We start from the raw sequence: 18900 nt of genomic DNA, 5'->3' as shown, positions 1-18900 counted from the left end.
AATGCCCTTCCCTCAAGCAGGGTCTTTCAATAATTGATCGGTGACGTCAGAAATGGGTACTGATAACCGGAAGGCCGCCCTTCGGCGCTGTAATGCTGGAAATCGACGCCGTAGTCAGCCCGTTCCAGCAGTTTCAGCCAACGCTTTGCCTTGGCCTGGTCGATCGGCTGCAGCACCGGCGTGCGGTGCTCGCGCAGGCCGTCACGGTTCACCACCAGCCCCTTGGCGTCATCGTGCAGTATCACCATGGCCCAACCGCCGAGGGTGAAATGCCCGCCCATCAGCACGCTCAGGCGCCCGTCGATGCGCGCGCGCAAGGCCTCGGGCGAGCTGTTGACGGCGCTGAACAGCACATCCTGCCCCGGCTTGCGCCCCGCCTCCTCGAACGCCTGCATGGCACCAAAGGCCATCTCGTCATTGGCCGACCACACCAGCCGGGTGGCCGGGTAGCGCTCCAGCAGCTGCTGCGCCTGCTCGTAGGCGCGCTGGCGGTTCCAGCCGCCGTATACAACCTGGCGCAAGCGCACCTGGGGGAAGTCGGCCAGGGCGCGGCGCATGCCCTCCTCGCGCAGCTGCGAGGCCGGGGTGGTCTTGATCCCGGCAAAAGCCACCAGGTCCACCGGACCGCTGTCGCGGGGCAATTGCGCAACCATCTGGCGCAGCATGTGGAAGCCCGCCTGTTCGTCGTTGGTCATCAAGGTACCCAGTGGCTCGGCATACTTGTCTGGCTGAGCCTCGATGCTGCGAACCTGGCTGATGGTAAGGCCGTTGTTGACCAGGAACAGCTTGACCCCGGAGCCACGTGACAGGCGCATGATCTCTGGCGCCACGTACTGCTCGTTGACCAGCACCAGGTAATCAGGTCGCTGCGGGCCGTTCAGGATCGCCCTGGCCTGGGTCAGCACCAGGTCGGCGCGGCGCTCGCTGTATTCCACACGCAGGGTCATGCCCAGCTCGTCCGCGGCGGCCTGCATGAAGCGGGTATAGCTGGTCCAGAACGTCTCGGTAGAAAGCCCCGGGTTGAGGAAAACCACCGAAACCGGCTGCGCGTTCGCCGCCAGCGGCAAGGCAAGACACAAGCTTTGGCACAACGCCTTGAGCATGGGGTTACATCTCTGCGAGGCAAATGTCGGATTATAAACGCCAGGCCACGCCCAGCGTACAAATGGCAGTCAATCTCACATAGTCCATTTGGTTCTTTTCATATGCAAAAACATCACTTTAGCGCATAAACGCAACCTGCTATCGTTCCCCGGCTCCGAAGCGGAGTGCGCGGCCGTGCGCGCGAATAGCTGCATGCCTGAGACAGGACTTTTATGTACGTATACGACGAGTACGATCAGCGGATCATCGAGGACCGCGTCAAGCAGTTCCGTGATCAGACCCGCCGCTATCTGGCCGGTGAACTGAGCGAAGAAGAATTCCGCCCTCTGCGCCTGCAGAACGGCCTTTATATCCAACGTTTCGCGCCGATGCTGCGTGTCGCCGTGCCGTACGGCCAGTTGAACGCCACCCAGGTCCGCACCCTGGCCAAGATCGCCCGCGACTACGACAAGGGCTACGCCCACATCTCCACCCGCCAGAACGTGCAGTTCAACTGGCCGGCACTGGAAGACATCCCGGACATCCTCGCCGAACTGGCCACCGTGCAGATGCACGCGATCCAGACCAGCGGCAACTGCCTGCGCAATACCACCACCGACCAGTTCGCCGGTGTGGCCGCAGACGAAATCGTCGACCCGCGCCCGTGGTGCGAAATCGTCCGCCAGTGGACCACCTTCCACCCGGAATTCGCCTACCTGCCGCGCAAGTTCAAGATCGCCATCAACGGCTCGCAGGAAGACCGCGCCGCCATCGAAGTGCATGACATCGGCCTGGAGCCGGTGCGCAATGCCGCTGGCGAACTGGGCTTCCGTGTGCTGGTCGGCGGCGGCCTGGGCCGTACCCCGGTGGTGGGCTCGTTCATCAACGAGTTCCTGCCGTGGCAGGACCTGATCAGCTACCTCGACGCCATCCTGCGCGTGTACAACCGTTACGGTCGCCGTGACAACAAGTACAAGGCGCGGATCAAGATCCTGGTCAAGGCCCTTACCCCGGAAGTGTTCGCCGAGAAGGTCGAGGCCGAAATGGTCCACCTGCGTGGCGGCAGCACCACCCTGACCGAAGCCGAAGTGCAGCGTGTATCGCGCCACTTCGTCGACCCGGCCTACCTGGCCCTGGACAACGTCGACTACGCCGCCCAGGACGCCGAGTACCCAGGCTTCGCCCGCTGGCGCTCGCGCAACACCCGCGCCCACAAGCGCCCTGGCTACGTGGCCGTGACCCTGTCGCTGAAGCCCACCGGCGTTGCCCCGGGCGACCTGACCGACAAGCAGCTGGACGCCGTGGCCGATCTGGCCGAACGCTACAGCTTCGGCTTCCTGCGCACTTCGCACGAGCAGAACATCATCCTCGCCGACGTCGAGCAGCGCCAGCTGCACGCCCTGTGGCTGGAGTTGCGTGAAAACGGCTTCGCCACCCCGAACATCGGCCTGCTGACCGACATCATCTGCTGCCCGGGTGGTGACTACTGCTCGCTGGCCAACGCCAAGTCGATCCCGATCGCCGAATCCATCCAGCGCCGCTTCGACGACCTGGACTACCTGTTCGACATCGGCGAGATCGACCTGAACATCTCCGGCTGCATGAACGCCTGCGGCCACCACCACGTGGGCCACATCGGCATTCTCGGCGTGGACAAGAAGGGCGAGGAGTTCTACCAGGTGTCGCTGGGCGGCAATGCCGCGCGTGGAGCGAGCCTGGGCAAGATCCTCGGCCCGTCCTTCGCCCAGGACGACATGGCCGATGTGATCGAGAAGCTGATCGCCGTGTACGTCGAGCAACGTACCGAGGAAGAGCGTTTCATCGACACCTACCAGCGTATCGGCATCGACCCCTTCAAGGAACGCGTCTATGCAGCGAATCATTAAGAACAACCAGATCGTCGACGAAACCTGGCACCTGCTGCCCAAGGAAACCTCGTTCGACGAGCTGACCAACTGCGACGACTACATTGTCCCGCTGCAGATGTGGCGTGACCATGCCCACGTGCTCAAGGCCCGCGACGGCGGCCTGGGCGTGTGGCTGGACAGTGACGAGCAGGCGGAAGAAATCGGCGAAGACGTGCAGCATTTCCAGGTCATCGCCCTGAACTTCCCGGCCTTCACCGACGGGCGCAGCTACTCCAATGCGCGCCTGCTGCGTGACCGCTACGGCTTCAAGGGCGAACTGCGTGCCATTGGCGACGTGCTGCGCGACCAGCTGTTCTTCATGGCCCGCTGCGGCTTCGACGCGTTCGCCATCCGTGCCGACAAGGACCCGGAAGACGCACTGCAAAGCCTGAAAGACTTCTCGGTGACCTACCAGGCCGCCACCGACGAGCCGCTGCCGCTGTTCCGCCGCCGCTGATCGTTCTCTGCAATGCCTGACGGCCCGCCTTCATGGCGGGCCGTTTCGTTTTGCTGTGCCGGCCTCTTCACGGGTAAACCCGCTCCCACAGGGACCGCACCGTACTCAAGAGCGGTGCGATCCCTGTGGGAGCGGGTTTACCCGCGAAGAGGCCGGCACAGGACTAACCCGATATTCCAGCAACACAGTCACAACCCCGCAGCAGATCCGTGAGCATTCCAACCTTCGGCCTCGGCACCTTCCGCCTCACCGGCCAGGCCATCGCCGATTGTTCCACACCCTGCAATTATGAAGTGCCAGGTACATCCATTCTCTGTTCGGCCATCGGCTACTACTCTCGTACAAGCCAATCGACTGAGGAGTACCCCGATGTCCCGCCCACCCCTGCCGCCCTTCACCCGCGAAAGCGCCATCGAAAAGGTCCGCCTGGCCGAGGATGGCTGGAACGGCCGCGACCCGGCCAAGGTCGCGCTTGCCTATACCGTCGACACCGTCTGGCGTAACCGCGTGGAGTTCCCCCGCGGCCGTGCCGCGGTCGAGGCGTTCCTGACGCGCAAATGGAACCATGAACTGGAGTACCGCCTGATCAAGGAGCTGTGGGCCTTCACCGGTAACCGCATTGCCGTACGCTATGCCTACGAGTACCACGACGACAGCGGCCAGTGGTACCGCGCCTATGGCAACGAGAACTGGGAATTTGCCGACGACGGGCTGATGCAGAACCGCCATTCGAGCATCAACGAACACCCTATCAGCGAAGCCGAGCGCAAGTTCCACTGGCCGCTGGGCCGGCGCCCGGATGATCACCCCGGGCTCAGCGAACTGGGGCTCTGATCTGCCCCAATAAAGCCGCAGCCTCGTTGGAGATGTCCGAAACACGACAGTACCTGCCTGTTCGGCGTGAGACAGGCAACCTGGGCACTGGCTAACCTGCTGCGGCAATGCCTTGCTCCCTTGCCACAGAAGAACCTTGCCCATGACGACCTCCGCCGCCTCCATGGCCACCACCACACCTGAAGACCAACCCCAGGGCTTTCTGGTCCGCATCGTCGGCGCTGCCGCATTCGCCCACCTGCTCAACGACCTGATCCAGGCCGTGCTGCCGTCGATCTACCCGATGCTCAAGAACGATTTCGCGCTGAGCTTTGCCCAGATCGGCTGGATCGCCCTGGTCTACCAGGTTACCGCGTCCCTGCTGCAACCCTGGGTCGGCCTGTACACCGACAAGCACCCGCAACCCTACCTGCTGCCGGCTGGCATGCTGGTGACTCTGGTGGGCATCGCCCTGCTCGCCTTCGCCGACAGCTATGAAATGCTGCTGATGGCCGCGGCGGTGGTCGGCGTAGGCTCGGCGACCTTCCACCCCGAAGCCTCGCGAGTGGCCAGGATGGCCTCCGGTGGGCGCTTCGGCACTGCGCAATCGACCTTCCAGGTCGGCGGCAACACAGGCTCGGCCCTCGGTCCGCTGCTGACCGCTGCCATCGTCATTCCGCACGGCCAGCCGGCCATTGCCTGGTTCATGCTGGTGGCCGCACTGGCGGTCTTCGTGCTGCTGCGGGTAACCGGCTGGACCGTGCGCCACGGCCAGACCCGGCTCAAGACCTTCGCCGGCCAGCAGGCACCTGGCCTGTCGCGTGGCGCCATGTGGCGCGCCGTGGGGGTTATAGCCGTACTGATGTTCGCCAAGTTCGTCTACATCGCCTCGTTCACCAACTACTTCACCTTCTACCTGATCGAGCATTTTGGCCTGAGCGTGCAGCACAGCCAGTTGTACCTGTTCGTGTTCCTCACGGCCGTGGCACTGGGCACCTTCGCCGGAGGCCCGGTGGGTGACCGTATCGGGCGCAAGGCGGTGATCTGGGTCTCGTTCCTCGGCGTGGCGCCCTTCGCCCTCGCCCTGCCCTACGCCAACCTGGCCTGGACGGCGGTACTGGCGGTAGCCATCGGCCTGGTAATGTCCTCGGCCTTCGCCGCCCTGGTGGTATATGCCCAGGAGGCCGTGCCGGGCCGGGTCGGCATGGTGTCAGGGGTGATGTTCGGGTTGATGTTCGGTATCAGCGGCATCGGCGCCGCCGGGCTCGGTGAACTGGCCGACCGGCATGGCATCGAGTGGGTGTACCAGATCATCTCGTTCTTGCCGCTGCTGGGGCTGGCCACCGCACTGCTGCCGGCGACCCGCGCGCAAGCCCGCCCCAGCCGCTGCTGTTAAAGTGGGCGTGCCAGGCTGCCTGTACAAGAGGTCGAAATGCTAAAGCCGCAGCGTGAATTACTGGTGGAGGTCGATGAGTGGACCTGGGAAGTGGGTAGCCGTGCGACGGACTACCCGACTGACTGGTTCATCGAGCCCCACAGCCATGCCAAGCATCAACTGATCTATGCCATCAAAGGCCTGATGATCGTCGAGTCCGGGAACGAGCGCTGGACCGTGCCGTCCAGCCGCGGCGTCTGGATGCCTTGCGGCCAGGTGCACGCGATCCGCTGCGTGGGCGATGTGAAGATGCGCAGTGTGTTCGTGCGCACCGACGCGGCAGTGCAGTTGCCCGTGCAGAGCAAGGCCATCAGCATCTCGCCGTTGCTCAGCGAACTGATCAAGGCCTCCGTAGGCTTTACCGCACCATTTGCCGAAGACTCGCGTGAAGCCCGGGTGATGCGCCTGATCCTCGACGAGATCTGCGTGCTGCCGACCTTGCCACTGAAGCTGTCGCAGCCCGGCGACAAGCGCCTGCAGGCGATCTGCTCGGCATTGCATGAGCGGCCTGACGATAACGCCACCGTGGCTGACTGGGGCCAGCAGCTGGGGGTGGACGAGAAGACCATCCAGCGCCTGTTCCGCAAGGAAACCGGCATGACCTTCGGCCAGTGGCGCCAGCAGGCGCGACTGATGCAGGCCCTGGAGCGGATCGCCCTGGGCGAGCGGATCATCGATGTGGCGGGGACGCTGGGGTATGACAGCCCAAGTGCCTTCGCCAGCATGTTCAAGCGCCAGTTCGGCATCACGCCGAGTCAGTTCTTCAAATAGCCGGGCTGCGACATGAGAGCCAGCGTTGTGTCAGGGCTTGCAGGCTCTTCACGGGCATCACAAGCAATCACGCAACAACCCCGCCAAGCCGTGTACAGTACCCTCACGACAAAGCCCCAGAAGGAGCCCGGCACATGAGCGTGACGCTGTCCCCCCTGCAGATCGACTGCGATTTCGACTCCGGCAACATCCAGGTGCTGGATGCCAGCAACCCGACCCAGGTACACCTGGCCATCCGCCCGGACACCCACAGCGGCCACTACCAGTGGTTCCACTTCAAGGTCAGCGGGTTGACGCCAGGCCAGGCCCATCGCTTCAGCCTCGACAACGCCTCCGGCTCCTCCTACAAGAACGCCTGGAGCGGCTACAACGCCGTGGCCTCCTACGATCAGCAAACCTGGTTCCGCGTCCCCAGCCAGTTCGATGGCACAGCACTGTCGTTCGAGGTCAAGGCCGAGCAGGAGCACATCTGGTTCGCCTACTTCGAGCCCTACCCGCGCGCGCGCCACAACCAGCTGATCGAACGTGCCCGGCAACTGCCAGGGGTCGAATTGCTCGCCAATGGCCGCAGCGTACAGGGCCGCGATATCCCCCTGCTACGTGCCGGTGATGGTGCCGCTGGCAAGCGCAAGCTGTGGCTGATTGCCCAGCAACACCCGGGCGAACACATGGCCGAGTGGTTCATGGAAGGCGTGATCGACCGCCTGCAGGCCAACGACGCGATGATCCAGCAGTTGCTGGCCAAGGCCGACCTGTACCTGATCCCCAACATGAACCCCGATGGTGCCTTCCTCGGCCACCTGCGCACCAACTTCAAAGGCAAGGACCTCAACCGTGCCTGGCAGGACGCCAGCGTCGAGCTCAGCCCCGAGGTGTTTTTCGCCCAGGCACAGATGAAGCAATACGGCGTGGATGCGTTCATCGACGTGCATGGCGATGAGGAGATTCCCCATGTGTTCACCGCGGCCTGCGAGGGCAACCCGGGCTATACGCCGCGGCTGGCCAAGCTGGAAGAGCAGTTCCGCAGTACCCTGTGCAGCCTGACTCGCGACTTCCAGACCGTGCATGGCTACACCCGCGATGAACCGGGGCAAGCCAACACGACGCTGGCCTGCAATGCGGTGGGGATGGCGCATGACTGCCTGTCACTGACCCTGGAAATGCCGTTCAAGGACCATGACGACGCGCCAGATGCGGTAACCGGCTGGTCGGGGGCGCGCTCGAAGGCGCTGGCGGGGGCGGTGCTGGAGACATTGGCGAAGATGGTTGACGATTTGCGTTGACTGAGACGGCCTCATCGCCGACAAGCCGGTTCCCACAGGTACAGCGTCTCCCTCGAGAGCAGTGAAATCCCTGTGGGAGCGGGCGTGCCCGCGAAGAATCCAACGCGGTGCATGGCACCGGCTGCGCCGGTATGCGCGAGCAAGCCCGCTCCCGCAAGGTCCCTCGCCCGATTGCAATCCTGCACTCAGAACCGCACATCCAGAATCACACTGTCGGCACAGGTCGCCGCCGGCGGTGTAGCCTGTGCCCCGTCATGCCCGATGCAAGCGCCGAGCATGAGGCCCAACAGGGCATCACGGCACTGGCATCATGCCATATTTTTGTATTAGCGATAAAACGGGGGAAAGGGCTGCATGACGGATGCAAAAGGCGGAAACGACAAAGCCCAGCGCTTGTCTTTCCAAGCACCGGACCGAGATACGTTTGAAGCAGGAAAATGGCAGGGGCGGCTGGATTCGAACCAACGCATGGCAGGATCAAAACCTGCTGCCTTACCGCTTGGCGACGCCCCTGTATCGGATGCAGCGTTTGCTGCTCTGACAATTCCAACTGAGTGACAACCGGGTTGTTGTCTTGGAATGCGCGGCACTTTAACAACAAACTTTCGCTCTGTGAACCCCCTGATGAAAAAAAATTACCAAAAAACAGCGAGTTAGTCATTTTCGCGGTTGGCGCAGCGACCATCCGTCGTTTTCCGGCCGCTTGGCTTCAACACAATCGCATTCCTCCCTTCCAATCAGATGAGCCAACTGCATTGACCAAGGAGGACCCCATGCCTGTCTCTCACGATCTTTACCAGGACTTGCACTACCCGCGGGAAATCGTCCAGCAACGCCGTCAGGAGGACAAGGCGCTGGACCGGCTGCTGGACGAGTACATGGACATCGACAACCAGGTGCTGGCCGCCGAGTCGATCTCGGCTGGCAACTTCGAGGATGAAGACCTGCGCCACCTGAAGGAACGCCGGCTGGCCGTGAAGTACATGATCGAGCGCCAACTGGAGCACAAGGCCTGAGCTAACCCGGCAACATGGCCAGGGTCAGCGCGTCCGGCTCACCGTCGTAGAACTGCACCAGCGCCAGCTGGAACAACGGGTTGCCGGGCGCCGCCCGGGCGAACAAGGTCAGGCACGAGCGCAACTTCAGGTAGTCGGGGCTACCGAGGATTTCACCGGCACTCTTGTCGCTGTGCTGCAACAGTGCGGTCACGCAGGCTTCCAGGCGCGGGCCAAGCAACGGATGAGCCAGGTAAGCCAGGGCCTCGTCGATACCGGCCAGCGCATAACGTTCGGCCATGGCGCTGTGGCCCAGGCCATCGAGCTGCGGGAACACGTACCACATCCAGTGGCTGCGCTTGCGCCCGGCCTGCAGCTCCTGCATCACCTGGTCGTACACCCGGTTCTGCGCCTCGACGAAGCGCTCCAGATCAAAGTCGGTGTGCATGCTCGCCCCTCCTCGCATCGGTTGCAGCCTTTACTGTACGCCTGCATGACCCACCTATCTCGTCAGACGATCATTGCCGCGCACTTTCCGTATTAGTCAAAATCGCCACCCTCGGGCAAGCTGCACGCTACCCCGCCATCGTCCAAGGAGCTTTGCATTTGTCTGCCTGGATCCCTACCCCGCTACGCCAGCTTGGCCAACGCCTGCGCGGCGCCGCCAACCAGAGCGAACTGCCCGGCTGGTTCGAGGACAAGGCACGCAGCCGCGGTTACCAGCTTAGCGACGGCCAACGCCGGGTCATCCACTGCATGGCCGAACAACTGGTGCAGCTCGAACAAGGCCAGCCGCGCAGCCTGTACCTGTACGGTTCGGTGGGCCGCGGCAAGAGCTGGCTGCTCGATGGTTTTTTCCAGGCCGTGCCAGTGCAGGCCAAGCGGCGCCTGCACTTCCATGATTTCTTTGCCCGCCTGCACCAGGGCATGCACCGCCACCGGGCGCTGGACGACGCACTGGGCGCGACCCTCGACGAGCTGGTGGGCAATTGCCAGGTGCTGTGCTTCGATGAATTCCATGTGCACGACATTGGCGATGCCATGCTGCTCACCCGCCTGTTCAACGCCCTGTTCGCCCGTGGCGTGTTCTTGCTGGTGACCTCCAACTATGCGCCCGAAGGGCTGTTGCCCAACCCGCTGTACCACGAGCGCTTCCTGCCGGTGATCCACCTGATCAACAGCGCGATGGAAGTGCTCGAAGTGGCTGGCGACACCGATTTCCGCAGATTGCCGGCCAACCGTGAGCATCAGCGCTTTACCCAGGGCCACTATGTATGGCCGGGAAATATGGCACAGCGCCAGGTGCTGAGGGTACCGGACGCTCAGCCGGTAATGCTCGACGTGAATAAACGCCCGTTGCGCGCGCTGGCCATCGATGGCCGCCGGGTGGTGTTTGCCTTTGACGACCTGTGCGAGAAGGCCACGGCGGTCATCGACTATCTGGTGCTGGCCGGACAGTACGATGAGTGGATCATCGATGGGCTGGATGATCTGGCGGAATGTTCACTGGCCGCGCAGCAGCGCTTCGTCAACCTGGTGGATGTGCTGTATGACCAGGACAAGCAAGTGATAGTGATAGGCAAGCGGCCGCTGGAAGAGAGTCTGGGCGGGCCGCTTGCCGACCTGATGCGCACGCGCAGCCGATTGTTGCAGTTGCATCAGGCAGGGCCTTAGAGCTGTATTGACAGGACCGGCCTCTTCGCGGGTAAACCCGCTCCCACAGGTAGGCACAGCTTTCAAGGCCTGTGACATCCTGTGGGAGCGGGTTTACCCGCGAAAGGGCCGGCAAGCCATCAGCCAGCTCTGGGCAAATCCGCCAGCACCGCCTCGATCTCCCCCAGCACCGCCGGATCATCCAGGGTCGATGGCGGTACATAGTCCTGCCCGTCGGCAATCTTGCGCAGCACCGCACGCAAGATCTTCCCCGAGCGGGTCTTGGGCAACCGCTTCACCAGTCGCACCCGGTTGAAGCAGGCCAGTGCGCCAATCTCCTCGCGCACGCTGCCCACCAGGTCCACCAGCAACTGCGCCTCGGCAATGCACTCGCCGTCCTTGAGCACCACCAGGGCCAACGGCACCTGCCCCTTGATCTCGTCATGCACGCCAATCACCGCGCACTCGGCCACCGCCGGGTGGCGCGCCACCAGGTCTTCCATCTCGCCAGTGGACAGCCGGTGCCCGGACACGTTGATCACGTCATCCGTGCGCCCCATGATGTAGACGAAGCCGTCCTCGTCCAGGTAGCCGCCATCGCCAGTGTGGTAATACCCTGGGTAGGTCCGCAGATAAGCCTGCAGGTAACGCTCGTGGTCGCCCCACAGCGTCTGGCTGCACCCGGGCGGCAATGGCAGAGCGATGACGATCGAACCTTGGTGGTTCGGCCCCAGCAGGTGCCCCTCGTCATCCAGCACGCGCACGTGGTAGCCCGGCACCGCCCGGTTGCTCGACCCCGGTTTCGCCGCACTGCCTTCCAGCCCTACACAGGGTGCGGTGACCGGCCAGCCGGTTTCGGTCTGCCACCAATGGTCGTGCACCGGTTTGCCACTGACCCGTTCCAGCCATTCGTGGGTGCTGGAGTCCAGTTTCTCGCCAGCCAGGAACAACTGGCGCAACGAGCTCAGGTCATGCTTGCGGATCAGCTCACCGTCCGGGTCTTCCTTGCGGATGGCGCGCATTGCAGTGGGCGCGCAGAACAACGCGTTGACCTTGTATTGCTCCACCACCCGCCAGTAGGCCGAGGCGTCCGGGGTGCGAATCGGCTTGCCTTCGTAGAACACCGTGGTGCAGCCGCTCATCAACGGCCCATAGACGATCAGTGAATGGCCAACCACCCAGCCTACGTCGGAAATACCCCACCATACATCGCCGGCCTGCATGCCGTAGATATGGCGCATGGCATAGCACAGCGCCACGGCATTGCCGCCGTTTTCCCGCACGATGCCCTTGGGTTTGCCGGTGGTGCCCGAGGTGTACATGATGTACAGCGGATCGCCCGCATCCAGCTCGACCGGGGCCAGCGGCTCGGCGCCGGCCAATGCCGCCTGCCAGTCCAGGTCGCGGCCCGCCTGCAGTTCGGCACGCGCCTGCGGGCGCTGCAGCACCAGCACGTTGCGCGGCTGGTGGCGGGCCAGTTGCAGGGCACGGTCGACCAGCGGCTTGTATTCGATTACCCGGTCGAACTCCAGCCCGCAGGACGCCGTCAGCAGCAGCGTCGGCCGGGCATCGTCGATGCGCAAGGCCAGCTCGTTGGCGGCAAAGCCACCGAACACCACCGAGTGCACTGCGCCAATCCGCGCGCAGGCCAGCATGGCCATGGCCGCCTGCGGCACCATGGGCATGTAGATGACCACGCCATCGCCCTTGCTCACCCCCAACTGGCGCAACAAGCCGGCCAGACGCGCCACTTCGTCACGCAGTTGATGGTAGCTGTAGGCCTGCTGCACGCCGGTCACCGGCGAATCGTAGATCAGCGCCAGCTGCTCGCCACGGCCCTGCTCGATCTGGTGATCGAGGGCCAGGTAGCAGCTGTTCAGGCGGCCATCGGCAAACCAGCGGTGGGTGCCGTCGGCATTGTCTTGCAGCGTGAGGGCAGGCTTGCGGTGCCAGGCCAGGTGCGCGGCCTGTTCCGCCCAGAACGCGGCAGGGTCGGAAATGGAGTGGGCGTAGCTGTGCTGGTAGCTCATATCGAAAGAAACCCGGTACTTGTTGTTATTGAAGGGCGAAACTTGAGTATGGACCGCTACACCCGCGCCGCCATGGGACTAAAGTCACAACCGACCTGCAAATTTGCAGACAACGCAAAAACGCCCCACAACGGTGCAAAGCCTCTAGAATAGGCCACCCCTTCAGCCACCGAGCAGCTCATGGACATCGATCAGGCCCGTACCTTCCTGGAAATCGTGCGTTGCGGTAGCCTGGTCGCCGCCGCCGAACGCCTGTTCGTGTCACAGACGGCGATCACCGCACGGGTGCAGCGCCTGGAGCAGCAACTGGGCTGCCAGCTGTTCGTGCGCAGCCGCAACGGCGCCAGCCTGACCAGCGATGGCGAGGCATTCGTCAGTTACGCCAACCAGATGGTGCAAACCTGGGAAGCGGCGCGCCGCGACCTGCCGCTGCCCGAAGGCTGCCAGCAAGTGCTGCACGTGGGCGGTGAGGTGAGCCTGGGCAACCCGATGATGCTCGACTGGGTCAGTGCCCTGCACCGCGAGCTGCCCAGCCATGCCATCCGCAGCGAGGTGAGCGACGGCGAATCGCTGCTGCGCAAGGTCGAGATGGGCCTGCTGGACGCCGCGCTGGTCTACCAGCCGACCTACGGCCCGGGCCTGCAGGTGGAGCAGTTGATGGAGGAGAAGCTGATCCGTGTGCGCCGGGTCGACCAGCCAGCCCCGTACATCTATATCGACTGGGGCGAGGCCTTCCGTCGCCAGCACGATGCCGCCCTGCCCGACTGCGCGCGCCCGGCGCTGAGCTTCAACCTGGGCCCTTTGGCCTTGCAGTTCATCCTCGACCAGGGCGGCAGTGGTTACTTCCGCACGCGGGTGGTGCAGGCCTATCTGGACAGCGGGGTGTTCGAGCGGGTACCGCAGGCACCGGAGTTCACCTACCCGACCTTCCTGGTATACCCGCGCAAACGCGACAGCGAAGCCCTGCAACAAGCCTTCGCCATCCTGCGCCGGCAGGTGGCCGCCGGTGCCAGCGACTGGTCACAACGCTGGGACCCGGTTATCTGAAGCCTCGGCTTTGCTGAGCAGCTGGCGCTTGAGGCCGGCGATCAGGTCGGTCTGGGTAATCACCCCCACCAACTGGTCGGCATCGAGCACCGGCAGGCAATGCAGGCCCTGTTCGCACAGCAATGGCAGCAAGCGCTCCAGCGGGTGCTGGCTGCTGACGCTGATCACCCGGCGGCTCATCACTTGCTCCATGCGCACTGCCTTGCGGCCGAACAACCCGCGCCAACTGAAGCGGCCACGTTGCATGGCCGGGCCGACCAGGTCGCTGAGGCTGACGATGCCCACCAGCTTGCCCTGCTGCAGCACTGGCAGGGTTTTCAGGTGGTGACTGGCCAGCATCTTCCAGGCCTGCTCCAGGGTGGTATCGGGCGTGGCGAACTGCACGTCGCGGGACATCACCGACGCGGCCGTGACACCGCCGAGGCTGCGCTGCAGGGCGTGTTGCTCGGTGGCCAGGATGATGCGTTCCAGTTCGTCACGGGTGACGTCGACGAACTCGCCCAGTTCTTCCAGGGCCTGATCCAGGTCTTCACTGCGGATGCCGACCCGCTCGCTGGGCAGCGGGTCATGGGTGTGGTGTAGGTCCTTGCGCGGCACCACGCCTTTCGGGTAACGCACGCCGGTGAGGCGGTTGTAGAGGATCGCCACCGTTACCAGGATCAGCGCGTTGAGCAGCACCGGCTCCAGCAGGTGGTCGCTCATGGCGGTCAGCCCGGAGTCGGCCAGTACGGCACTCACCGCCACGCCGCCACCCGGTGGGTGCAGGCAACGCAGCAGGCACATCACCAGGATCGAGATGCCCAGGGCGGCGGCCGCCACCCACAGCTCCTGGCCAAAACCCTGGCGCATGGCCAGACCGACCGCGCCGGCCAGGACGTAGCTGCCCAGCACCGGCCAGGGCTGGGCCAACGGGCCGGAGTGCACCGCGAACACCAGTACGGCCGAAGCCGCCAGCGGGCCGAGCAGGTGCAAGGCAACGCTGGGGCCATAGGCCATGCTGGTCAGCCAGCCGGCGAGGAACAGGCCGAGCAGCGCGCCGATACCGGCACGCAACCATTCTTTGGGGGGAATATTCAGTGACGCTGGCAACAGCCGCCGTAGACGGCTTTCGGAACGCGAGGCAGACATGTAGGTAATCGGAATCTGTAGTTTTTCTGGTTAAAAAGAAAGCCCAGCCGAGGTGGCCTGGGCCTCGTATTGCGGTTGCAATAGCACAAGGGGCTCCGTCCGTGGAGAGATGGAAACCGCAGGGTTTCGTGGGGGGAATTTTGCCGGGCGGGGTGAGATTGGGCTAATTCAAAAAAATGCGGCTGTACTGCAATTTTTTTGCAGTGGTGATATGGCCTAGGGGCTTGAGCTGCGCCGTAGCGCAGAGAGCAAATTTCTCAAGCGCGCCGCACAACCTGTGGGAGCGGGCTCACCCGCGAAGAATGCGACACGGTGCATGGCACCGGCTTCGCCGGTGTTCGCGGGTAAACCCGCTCCCACAGGGCCCCGGTACTACCGCGCCTTGCGCGGCAGTTCGATGCTCACCCGCAACCCGCCCAGAGGGCTATCCAGCAGCGCCAGACGCCCACCCCAGGCCTCGACGATATCGCGCACGATACCCAGTCCCAGGCCGTGCCCGTCAACTTGCTCGTCCAGCCGCGAACCGCGCTCCAGCACCTGTTGCCGCTGGCCCTCGGGGATACCGGGGCCATCGTCATCGACCCACACCTGGTAACCCTCGGCATGTGGCGCAATACCCACTCGCACCTCGCTGTCGGCCCACTTGCAGGCGTTGTCCAGCAGGTTGCCGAGCAGCTCCAGGAAGTCCTCGCGGTCCCACGGCAGCAGCAGCCCGAGCGGCACATCGCTGGCCAGCAGCAGGCCCTCGCCATGGATCATGCCCAGTGTCCCCAGCAACCCCGGCAGCTCGACGTCGCAGTCGAACTGCGCACCAGGCAGCGCATCCCCCGCCAGGCGCGCACGGTTCAGCTCACGCGTCAGGCGCTGCTGAATCTGCTCCAGCTGCTCGCGCAGTTGCGCGCGAACATCAGGCAGGTCCTTCAGGCGCTCGCTGGAGGCCAGGCTCAGCAACACCGCCAGCGGCGTCTTCAGCGCATGGCCCAGGTTGCCCAGGGCATTGCGCGAGCGGCGCAGGCTGTCTTCGGTATGGCTCAGCAAATGGTTGATCTGCCCCACCAGCGGCGCCAGTTCGCTGGGCACTTCGGCATCCAGCTGCGAGCGCTGGCCCTGCTGCAACTGGGCGATCTGCTGGCGGGCCCGCTCCAATGGCCGCAACGATCGGGTCACGGTGATGCGCTGCAACACCAGCACCAGGATCAGCGCCACCAGGCCCATGCCCAGGCCGATCTGTTGCAGGCGCCGGAAACCTTCGCGCACCGGCGAATAATCCTGTGCCACGCTGATCGAGATGTCCTGGCCCAGGCGCCGGTAGTCGGCCCGCAGGGCCAGCAGTTGCTGGCCCTCCGGGCCGAGCTCGTGGCGGTCGGAAAGGCCCGGCGCGGCAGGTTTGGGCATGTCCAGATCCCACAGCGAGCGGGAACGCCAGCTGCCTCTATCGAAATCGATGCGGAAGTAATAGCCGGAAAACGGCCGCTGGTAGGCGGCCGAGATCCGCCGCTCATCCAGCTGCAGGCCGGAAGGCCCACGCACCAGGGCCACCAGCAGGTTTTCGCTTTCCTTGCGCAGGCCGTTTTCCAGATAGCGCTGCAGACCGACCTCGAACAGCCACAAGGTCAGCTGCGCCAGCACCAGGCCGACCACCACCAGCACCGCCACCAGGCCCAGGCTCAGGCGCGCCTGGATCGACTTCACGCGGCGCTCCCGGCGTAGATGTAGCCTTGTCCGCGGCGGGTCTCGATAACGCTGCGGCCCAGCTTGCGCCGCAAGTGGTTGACGTGCACTTCCAGCACGTTGGAGTCGCGCTCGGTTTCACCGTCGTAGAGGTGTTCGGCCAGGTGGCTCTTGGACAGGATCTGCTGCGGATGCAGCATGAAGTAGCGCAGCAGGCGGAACTCGGCGGCGGTCAGCTGGATATCCATACCGTCACGGTTCACGCACTGGCGGCTTTCGTCCAGCTGCAGGCCGGCCGCTTCCAGCGTCGGCTGGTTGGCCAGGCCACGGGCACGGCGCAACAACGCCTGGATGCGCAGCTGCAGTTCTTCGGGGTGGAAGGGTTTGCTCAGGTAGTCATCGGCCCCGGCCTTCAGCCCTTCGATACGCTCGGCCCACGAGCCACGGGCGGTAAGGATCAACACCGGCGTGGCCAGGCCGGCAGCGCGCCACTGGGCCAGCACCTCCAGGCCTGGCAAGCCCGGCAAGCCGAGGTCCAGGATGATCAGGTCGTAAGGTTCACTCTGGCCCTGGTACACCGCGTCACGGCCGTCGGCCAGCCAGTCCACGGCGTAACCCTGGCGCTGCAGGCCGGCGGTCAGTTCATCGGCCAGCGGCACATTGTCCTCGACAAGCAACAGGCGCATTCAGTCGTCTTCCTCGTCTTTGAGCAGGGCGCCGCTGCTGGCGTCGAGCTTGATCTCGCGCACCACGCCTTCAGCCGTCAGCAGTTCGACTTCATATTCGTAGCGGTCATCGTCTTCTTCCAGCTCGGCTTCCAGCAAACGCGCCCCGGGGTGACGCCCCAGGGCGGTTTCCAAAAGGTGTTCGAGCGGCAGGATGATGCCCTTCTGGCGTAGTTCCAGAGCTTCGTCCTGGTCGAGGTCGCGGGCAACGGCCAGGGAGCAGACCGCCAGTAGCGCCAACGCGAGGTAGCGCGCCGGCCGCGGTACGTGGGTCATCAGTTGTCCCGCTCGTCCTTCAACACTTCACCAGTCTTGGCGTCCAGCGCCACGTCCCATTCGACGTTCTGCGTGTCGCGCAGCTCGACTTTGTAGATGTAGCGGCCGTACTCGTCTTCAAGCTCGGAGTCGGTGACGGTGGCACCCGGGTGCTTGGCCACGGCGGCGGCCTTGAGTTCGTCCAGCGACTTGACGGTCTTGGCGTTGACCAGTTTGACCACTTCGTCGGGCTGCACGTCCTTGGCGATGGCGGAATGGGCGCCCAAGGCAAGGGCAGCGGCTACGGTGAACAGGGCAGTCAATGGTTTCATCGTTCTTCTCTCCTGAGAACTGTGCAAGTTGTCTACGGGGTTAAGATTAACCACCGGTCCTTAATTCAACCTGAAAACAACTGGCGCCATGATAGCCCAGCCGGTGTGCAATGAGGCGATGAGCGGCCAGGTGCATGGCGCAGGAGAGGTGGTGACTTTCAGATCGGGCGCCGCCCGATCTGATAGGCGCTGAAGATATCAAGGCGAACTGGTAAACTGCGCGCATTCTTGATTCATAAAGAGCTAAACCCGCGTGGAAATTTTCAAAGAGTTCACATTCGAATCAGCCCACCGCCTGCCCCATGTCCCTGCCGGGCACAAGTGCGGCCGCCTGCACGGCCATTCGTTCAAGGTCGGTCTGCACCTGACCGGCCCGCTCGACCCGCATACTGGCTGGATCCGCGACTTCGCCGAGATCAAGGCAATCTTCAAGCCGATCTACGAGCAACTGGACCACAACTACCTGAACGACATCCCTGGCCTGGAAAACCCCACCAGCGAAGTGATCGCCAAGTGGATCTGGGACCAGGTCAAGCCGCTGCTGCCGGAGTTGTCGAAGGTGCGCATCCATGAAACCTGCACCAGCGGTTGCGAATATACCGGCGACTGATTCAAGTCATTTGCTGGTTTCTTCGCGGGTAAACCCGCTCCCACAGGTTCCCTCTGCACTCGAGCGCAGTGCTGTACCTGTGGGAGCGGGTTTACCCGCGAAGAGGTCGGCAGAATCATTACAAGGCTTCAGCCTTGCCCCGCCTCCAAGGCATCGCGCAGGAAGCCGGGGGCGATATAGCGCTGGTAATGCGCTTCGGACAGCAAGAAGAACTCGCGGTCGATGGCGTCGCGCAACTGCGGCAGTTCCCAGTCACGAAACTCCGGCAGCAGCACCATACCGTAAGCTTCCAGGTCACGGATCATCCGCGCCCCACGGGCAATCAGCTGGTAGGCCCAGCAATACTCCGACTGCTGCTCGACAAAGCGGATGGAACGCTGCTCCAGTTGCTGGCGCAGCAGGCCTTTGTCGAACACTTCCAGTTTGGCCATCATCACCTGCACCAGCAACTGCTCCAGACGCAGCCACACGGCGCGCTTCTGCGCATCGTCGTAGCCGTTCCAGTTGATCACCTCGTGGTGGAAGCGCTTGCAGCCACGGCACACCGTGTCTCCGTACACCGTGGAGCACAGGCCGACGCAAGGGGTCTTGATGGACTTGTTGGACATGAAAAACAACAGCTTGGCGGTGGAACACGGGGCCATGTTAGCCCTTTGTCTAACCAGGGTCACTCGTTAAAGTCATCTTCGCCGCCTTACCTTCGGG

Annotated in this window: 19 protein-coding genes and 1 tRNA gene; 10 read left to right on the top strand and 10 right to left on the bottom strand. The window is 63.7% G+C overall.

Annotation, left to right across the window (positions count from 1 at the left end):
* Nucleotides 1-26: 26 nt before the first annotated feature.
* A complete protein-coding gene (locus tag FQ664_RS11815; protein ID WP_144172073.1) occupies nucleotides 27-1103 on the bottom strand; it encodes an ABC transporter substrate-binding protein in 1077 nt (358 codons plus the stop codon).
* A gap of 213 nt (nucleotides 1104-1316) precedes the next feature.
* Here FQ664_RS11815 and FQ664_RS11810 point away from each other — a divergent pair, with 213 nt between their 5' ends.
* The 6 genes from FQ664_RS11810 (at nucleotide 1317) to FQ664_RS11780 (ending at nucleotide 7749) form a co-directional block, all read left to right on the top strand.
* A complete protein-coding gene (locus tag FQ664_RS11810; RefSeq protein WP_144172072.1) occupies nucleotides 1317-2969 on the top strand; it encodes a nitrite/sulfite reductase in 1653 nt (550 codons plus the stop codon).
* Nucleotides 2953-3447 carry a DUF934 domain-containing protein gene (locus FQ664_RS11805; protein ID WP_144172071.1) on the top strand — a complete coding sequence of 165 codons (495 nt, stop codon included), beginning with the start codon at nucleotides 2953-2955 and terminating at the stop codon, nucleotides 3445-3447. The genes FQ664_RS11810 and FQ664_RS11805 overlap by 17 nt, the downstream gene beginning before the upstream one ends.
* Nucleotides 3448-3816: 369 nt before the next feature.
* Entirely contained in the window at nucleotides 3817-4281 is a 465-nt protein-coding gene (locus FQ664_RS11795; protein ID WP_144172069.1) for a nuclear transport factor 2 family protein, read from the top strand.
* 142 nt (nucleotides 4282-4423) lie between these two features.
* On the top strand, nucleotides 4424-5656 hold the full coding sequence (locus FQ664_RS11790; RefSeq protein ID WP_144172068.1) for an MFS transporter: 1233 nt from the start codon (nucleotides 4424-4426) through the stop codon (nucleotides 5654-5656).
* A gap of 36 nt (nucleotides 5657-5692) precedes the next feature.
* Nucleotides 5693-6466: an AraC family transcriptional regulator gene (locus FQ664_RS11785; protein ID WP_144172067.1), complete on the top strand. Its 774-nt coding sequence runs from the start codon at nucleotides 5693-5695 to the stop codon at nucleotides 6464-6466.
* 134 nt (nucleotides 6467-6600) lie between these two features.
* Nucleotides 6601-7749 carry a M14 family metallopeptidase gene (locus tag FQ664_RS11780; protein WP_144172066.1) on the top strand — a complete coding sequence of 383 codons (1149 nt, stop codon included), beginning with the start codon at nucleotides 6601-6603 and terminating at the stop codon, nucleotides 7747-7749.
* A 438-nt stretch (nucleotides 7750-8187) separates the two neighbouring features.
* Here the strand turns inward: FQ664_RS11780 and FQ664_RS11770 are convergent.
* Nucleotides 8188-8262: transfer RNA gene (locus FQ664_RS11770), tRNA-Gln, on the bottom strand.
* 260 nt (nucleotides 8263-8522) lie between these two features.
* On the opposite strand from FQ664_RS11770, the gene FQ664_RS11765 reads away from it, so the two are divergent.
* Nucleotides 8523-8765, top strand: coding sequence for a hypothetical protein (locus FQ664_RS11765; RefSeq protein ID WP_144172064.1), 243 nt, complete (start codon nucleotides 8523-8525; stop codon nucleotides 8763-8765).
* A 1-nt stretch (nucleotide 8766) separates the two neighbouring features.
* Here FQ664_RS11765 and FQ664_RS11760 read toward each other — a convergent pair whose 3' ends face one another.
* Nucleotides 8767-9192, bottom strand: coding sequence for a DUF1810 domain-containing protein (locus FQ664_RS11760; protein WP_144172063.1), 426 nt, complete (start codon nucleotides 9190-9192; stop codon nucleotides 8767-8769).
* 158 nt (nucleotides 9193-9350) lie between these two features.
* Here FQ664_RS11760 and zapE point away from each other — a divergent pair, with 158 nt between their 5' ends.
* Nucleotides 9351-10418, top strand: coding sequence for a cell division protein ZapE (zapE, locus tag FQ664_RS11755; RefSeq protein WP_144172062.1), 1068 nt, complete (start codon nucleotides 9351-9353; stop codon nucleotides 10416-10418).
* Nucleotides 10419-10537: 119 nt separating this feature from the next.
* Here the strand turns inward: zapE and FQ664_RS11750 are convergent, their stop codons facing one another.
* A complete protein-coding gene (locus tag FQ664_RS11750; protein WP_144172061.1) occupies nucleotides 10538-12427 on the bottom strand; it encodes a propionyl-CoA synthetase in 1890 nt (629 codons plus the stop codon).
* A 180-nt stretch (nucleotides 12428-12607) separates the two neighbouring features.
* On the opposite strand from FQ664_RS11750, the gene FQ664_RS11745 reads away from it, so the two are divergent.
* The gene (locus tag FQ664_RS11745; RefSeq protein WP_144172060.1) at nucleotides 12608-13474 is read left to right on the top strand and encodes a LysR family transcriptional regulator; all 867 of its coding nucleotides are present in this window, start codon (nucleotides 12608-12610) and stop codon (nucleotides 13472-13474) included.
* Here the strand turns inward: FQ664_RS11745 and FQ664_RS11740 are convergent.
* From FQ664_RS11740 to FQ664_RS11715, 5 genes are all read right to left on the bottom strand, one after another.
* The gene (locus FQ664_RS11740; RefSeq protein ID WP_144172059.1) at nucleotides 13448-14602 is read right to left on the bottom strand and encodes an HPP family protein; all 1155 of its coding nucleotides are present in this window, start codon (nucleotides 14600-14602) and stop codon (nucleotides 13448-13450) included. The genes FQ664_RS11745 and FQ664_RS11740 overlap by 27 nt on opposite strands.
* 372 nt (nucleotides 14603-14974) lie before the next feature.
* Nucleotides 14975-16294, bottom strand: a complete 1320-nt coding sequence (locus FQ664_RS11730; protein ID WP_144172057.1) for an ATP-binding protein — start codon at nucleotides 16292-16294, stop codon at nucleotides 14975-14977.
* Nucleotides 16291-16959 carry a response regulator transcription factor gene (locus FQ664_RS11725; RefSeq protein WP_144172056.1) on the bottom strand — a complete coding sequence of 223 codons (669 nt, stop codon included), beginning with the start codon at nucleotides 16957-16959 and terminating at the stop codon, nucleotides 16291-16293. Before FQ664_RS11725 ends, FQ664_RS11730 begins: the two co-directional genes overlap by 4 nt.
* Entirely contained in the window at nucleotides 16960-17274 is a 315-nt protein-coding gene (locus FQ664_RS11720; protein WP_144172055.1) for a PepSY domain-containing protein, read from the bottom strand. It abuts the gene before it with no gap.
* Nucleotides 17274-17585 (bottom strand): PepSY domain-containing protein, encoded by a 312-nt coding sequence (locus FQ664_RS11715; RefSeq protein WP_144172054.1) that lies wholly within the window; start codon nucleotides 17583-17585, stop codon nucleotides 17274-17276. The genes FQ664_RS11720 and FQ664_RS11715 overlap by 1 nt, the downstream gene beginning before the upstream one ends.
* 253 nt (nucleotides 17586-17838) lie before the next feature.
* Between FQ664_RS11715 and queD the strand changes: the two genes are divergently transcribed.
* The gene (queD, locus tag FQ664_RS11710; protein ID WP_003256551.1) at nucleotides 17839-18195 is read left to right on the top strand and encodes a 6-carboxytetrahydropterin synthase QueD; all 357 of its coding nucleotides are present in this window, start codon (nucleotides 17839-17841) and stop codon (nucleotides 18193-18195) included.
* Between the two features lie 128 nt (nucleotides 18196-18323).
* On the opposite strand, the gene FQ664_RS11705 is transcribed toward queD, so the two are convergent.
* A complete protein-coding gene (locus tag FQ664_RS11705; protein ID WP_177342386.1) occupies nucleotides 18324-18803 on the bottom strand; it encodes a DUF1289 domain-containing protein in 480 nt (159 codons plus the stop codon).
* Between the last annotated feature and the right edge of the window lie 97 nt (nucleotides 18804-18900).

Source organism: Pseudomonas persica (assembly GCF_900291015.1).
GTDB lineage: Bacteria > Pseudomonadota > Gammaproteobacteria > Pseudomonadales > Pseudomonadaceae > Aquipseudomonas.
The sequence above is the reverse complement of the archived record's forward strand: the minus strand, read 5'-3'. Positions and strand labels throughout refer to the sequence as shown.

Bases quoted from the DNA above. Each gene is read 5' to 3' on its own strand.
- FQ664_RS11760 (WP_144172063.1), bottom strand. From the start codon at position 9,192: ATGCACACCGACTTTGATCTGGAGCGCTTCGTCGAGGCGCAGAACCGG.
- FQ664_RS11795 (WP_144172069.1), top strand. From the start codon at position 3,817: ATGTCCCGCCCACCCCTGCCGCCCTTCACCCGCGAAAGCGCCATCGAA.
- FQ664_RS11715 (WP_144172054.1), bottom strand. From the start codon at position 17,585: ATGAAACCATTGACTGCCCTGTTCACCGTAGCCGCTGCCCTTGCCTTG.
- FQ664_RS11785 (WP_144172067.1), top strand. From the start codon at position 5,693: ATGCTAAAGCCGCAGCGTGAATTACTGGTGGAGGTCGATGAGTGGACC.
- FQ664_RS11745 (WP_144172060.1), top strand. From the start codon at position 12,608: ATGGACATCGATCAGGCCCGTACCTTCCTGGAAATCGTGCGTTGCGGT.
- FQ664_RS11765 (WP_144172064.1), top strand. From the start codon at position 8,523: ATGCCTGTCTCTCACGATCTTTACCAGGACTTGCACTACCCGCGGGAA.
- FQ664_RS11810 (WP_144172072.1), top strand. From the start codon at position 1,317: ATGTACGTATACGACGAGTACGATCAGCGGATCATCGAGGACCGCGTC.
- FQ664_RS11740 (WP_144172059.1), bottom strand. From the start codon at position 14,602: ATGTCTGCCTCGCGTTCCGAAAGCCGTCTACGGCGGCTGTTGCCAGCG.
- FQ664_RS11720 (WP_144172055.1), bottom strand. From the start codon at position 17,274: ATGACCCACGTACCGCGGCCGGCGCGCTACCTCGCGTTGGCGCTACTG.
- FQ664_RS11780 (WP_144172066.1), top strand. From the start codon at position 6,601: ATGAGCGTGACGCTGTCCCCCCTGCAGATCGACTGCGATTTCGACTCC.
- FQ664_RS11805 (WP_144172071.1), top strand. From the start codon at position 2,953: ATGCAGCGAATCATTAAGAACAACCAGATCGTCGACGAAACCTGGCAC.
- FQ664_RS11790 (WP_144172068.1), top strand. From the start codon at position 4,424: ATGACGACCTCCGCCGCCTCCATGGCCACCACCACACCTGAAGACCAA.
- FQ664_RS11815 (WP_144172073.1), bottom strand. From the start codon at position 1,103: ATGCTCAAGGCGTTGTGCCAAAGCTTGTGTCTTGCCTTGCCGCTGGCG.
- FQ664_RS11750 (WP_144172061.1), bottom strand. From the start codon at position 12,427: ATGAGCTACCAGCACAGCTACGCCCACTCCATTTCCGACCCTGCCGCG.
- FQ664_RS11705 (WP_177342386.1), bottom strand. From the start codon at position 18,803: ATGTCCAACAAGTCCATCAAGACCCCTTGCGTCGGCCTGTGCTCCACG.
- FQ664_RS11725 (WP_144172056.1), bottom strand. From the start codon at position 16,959: ATGCGCCTGTTGCTTGTCGAGGACAATGTGCCGCTGGCCGATGAACTG.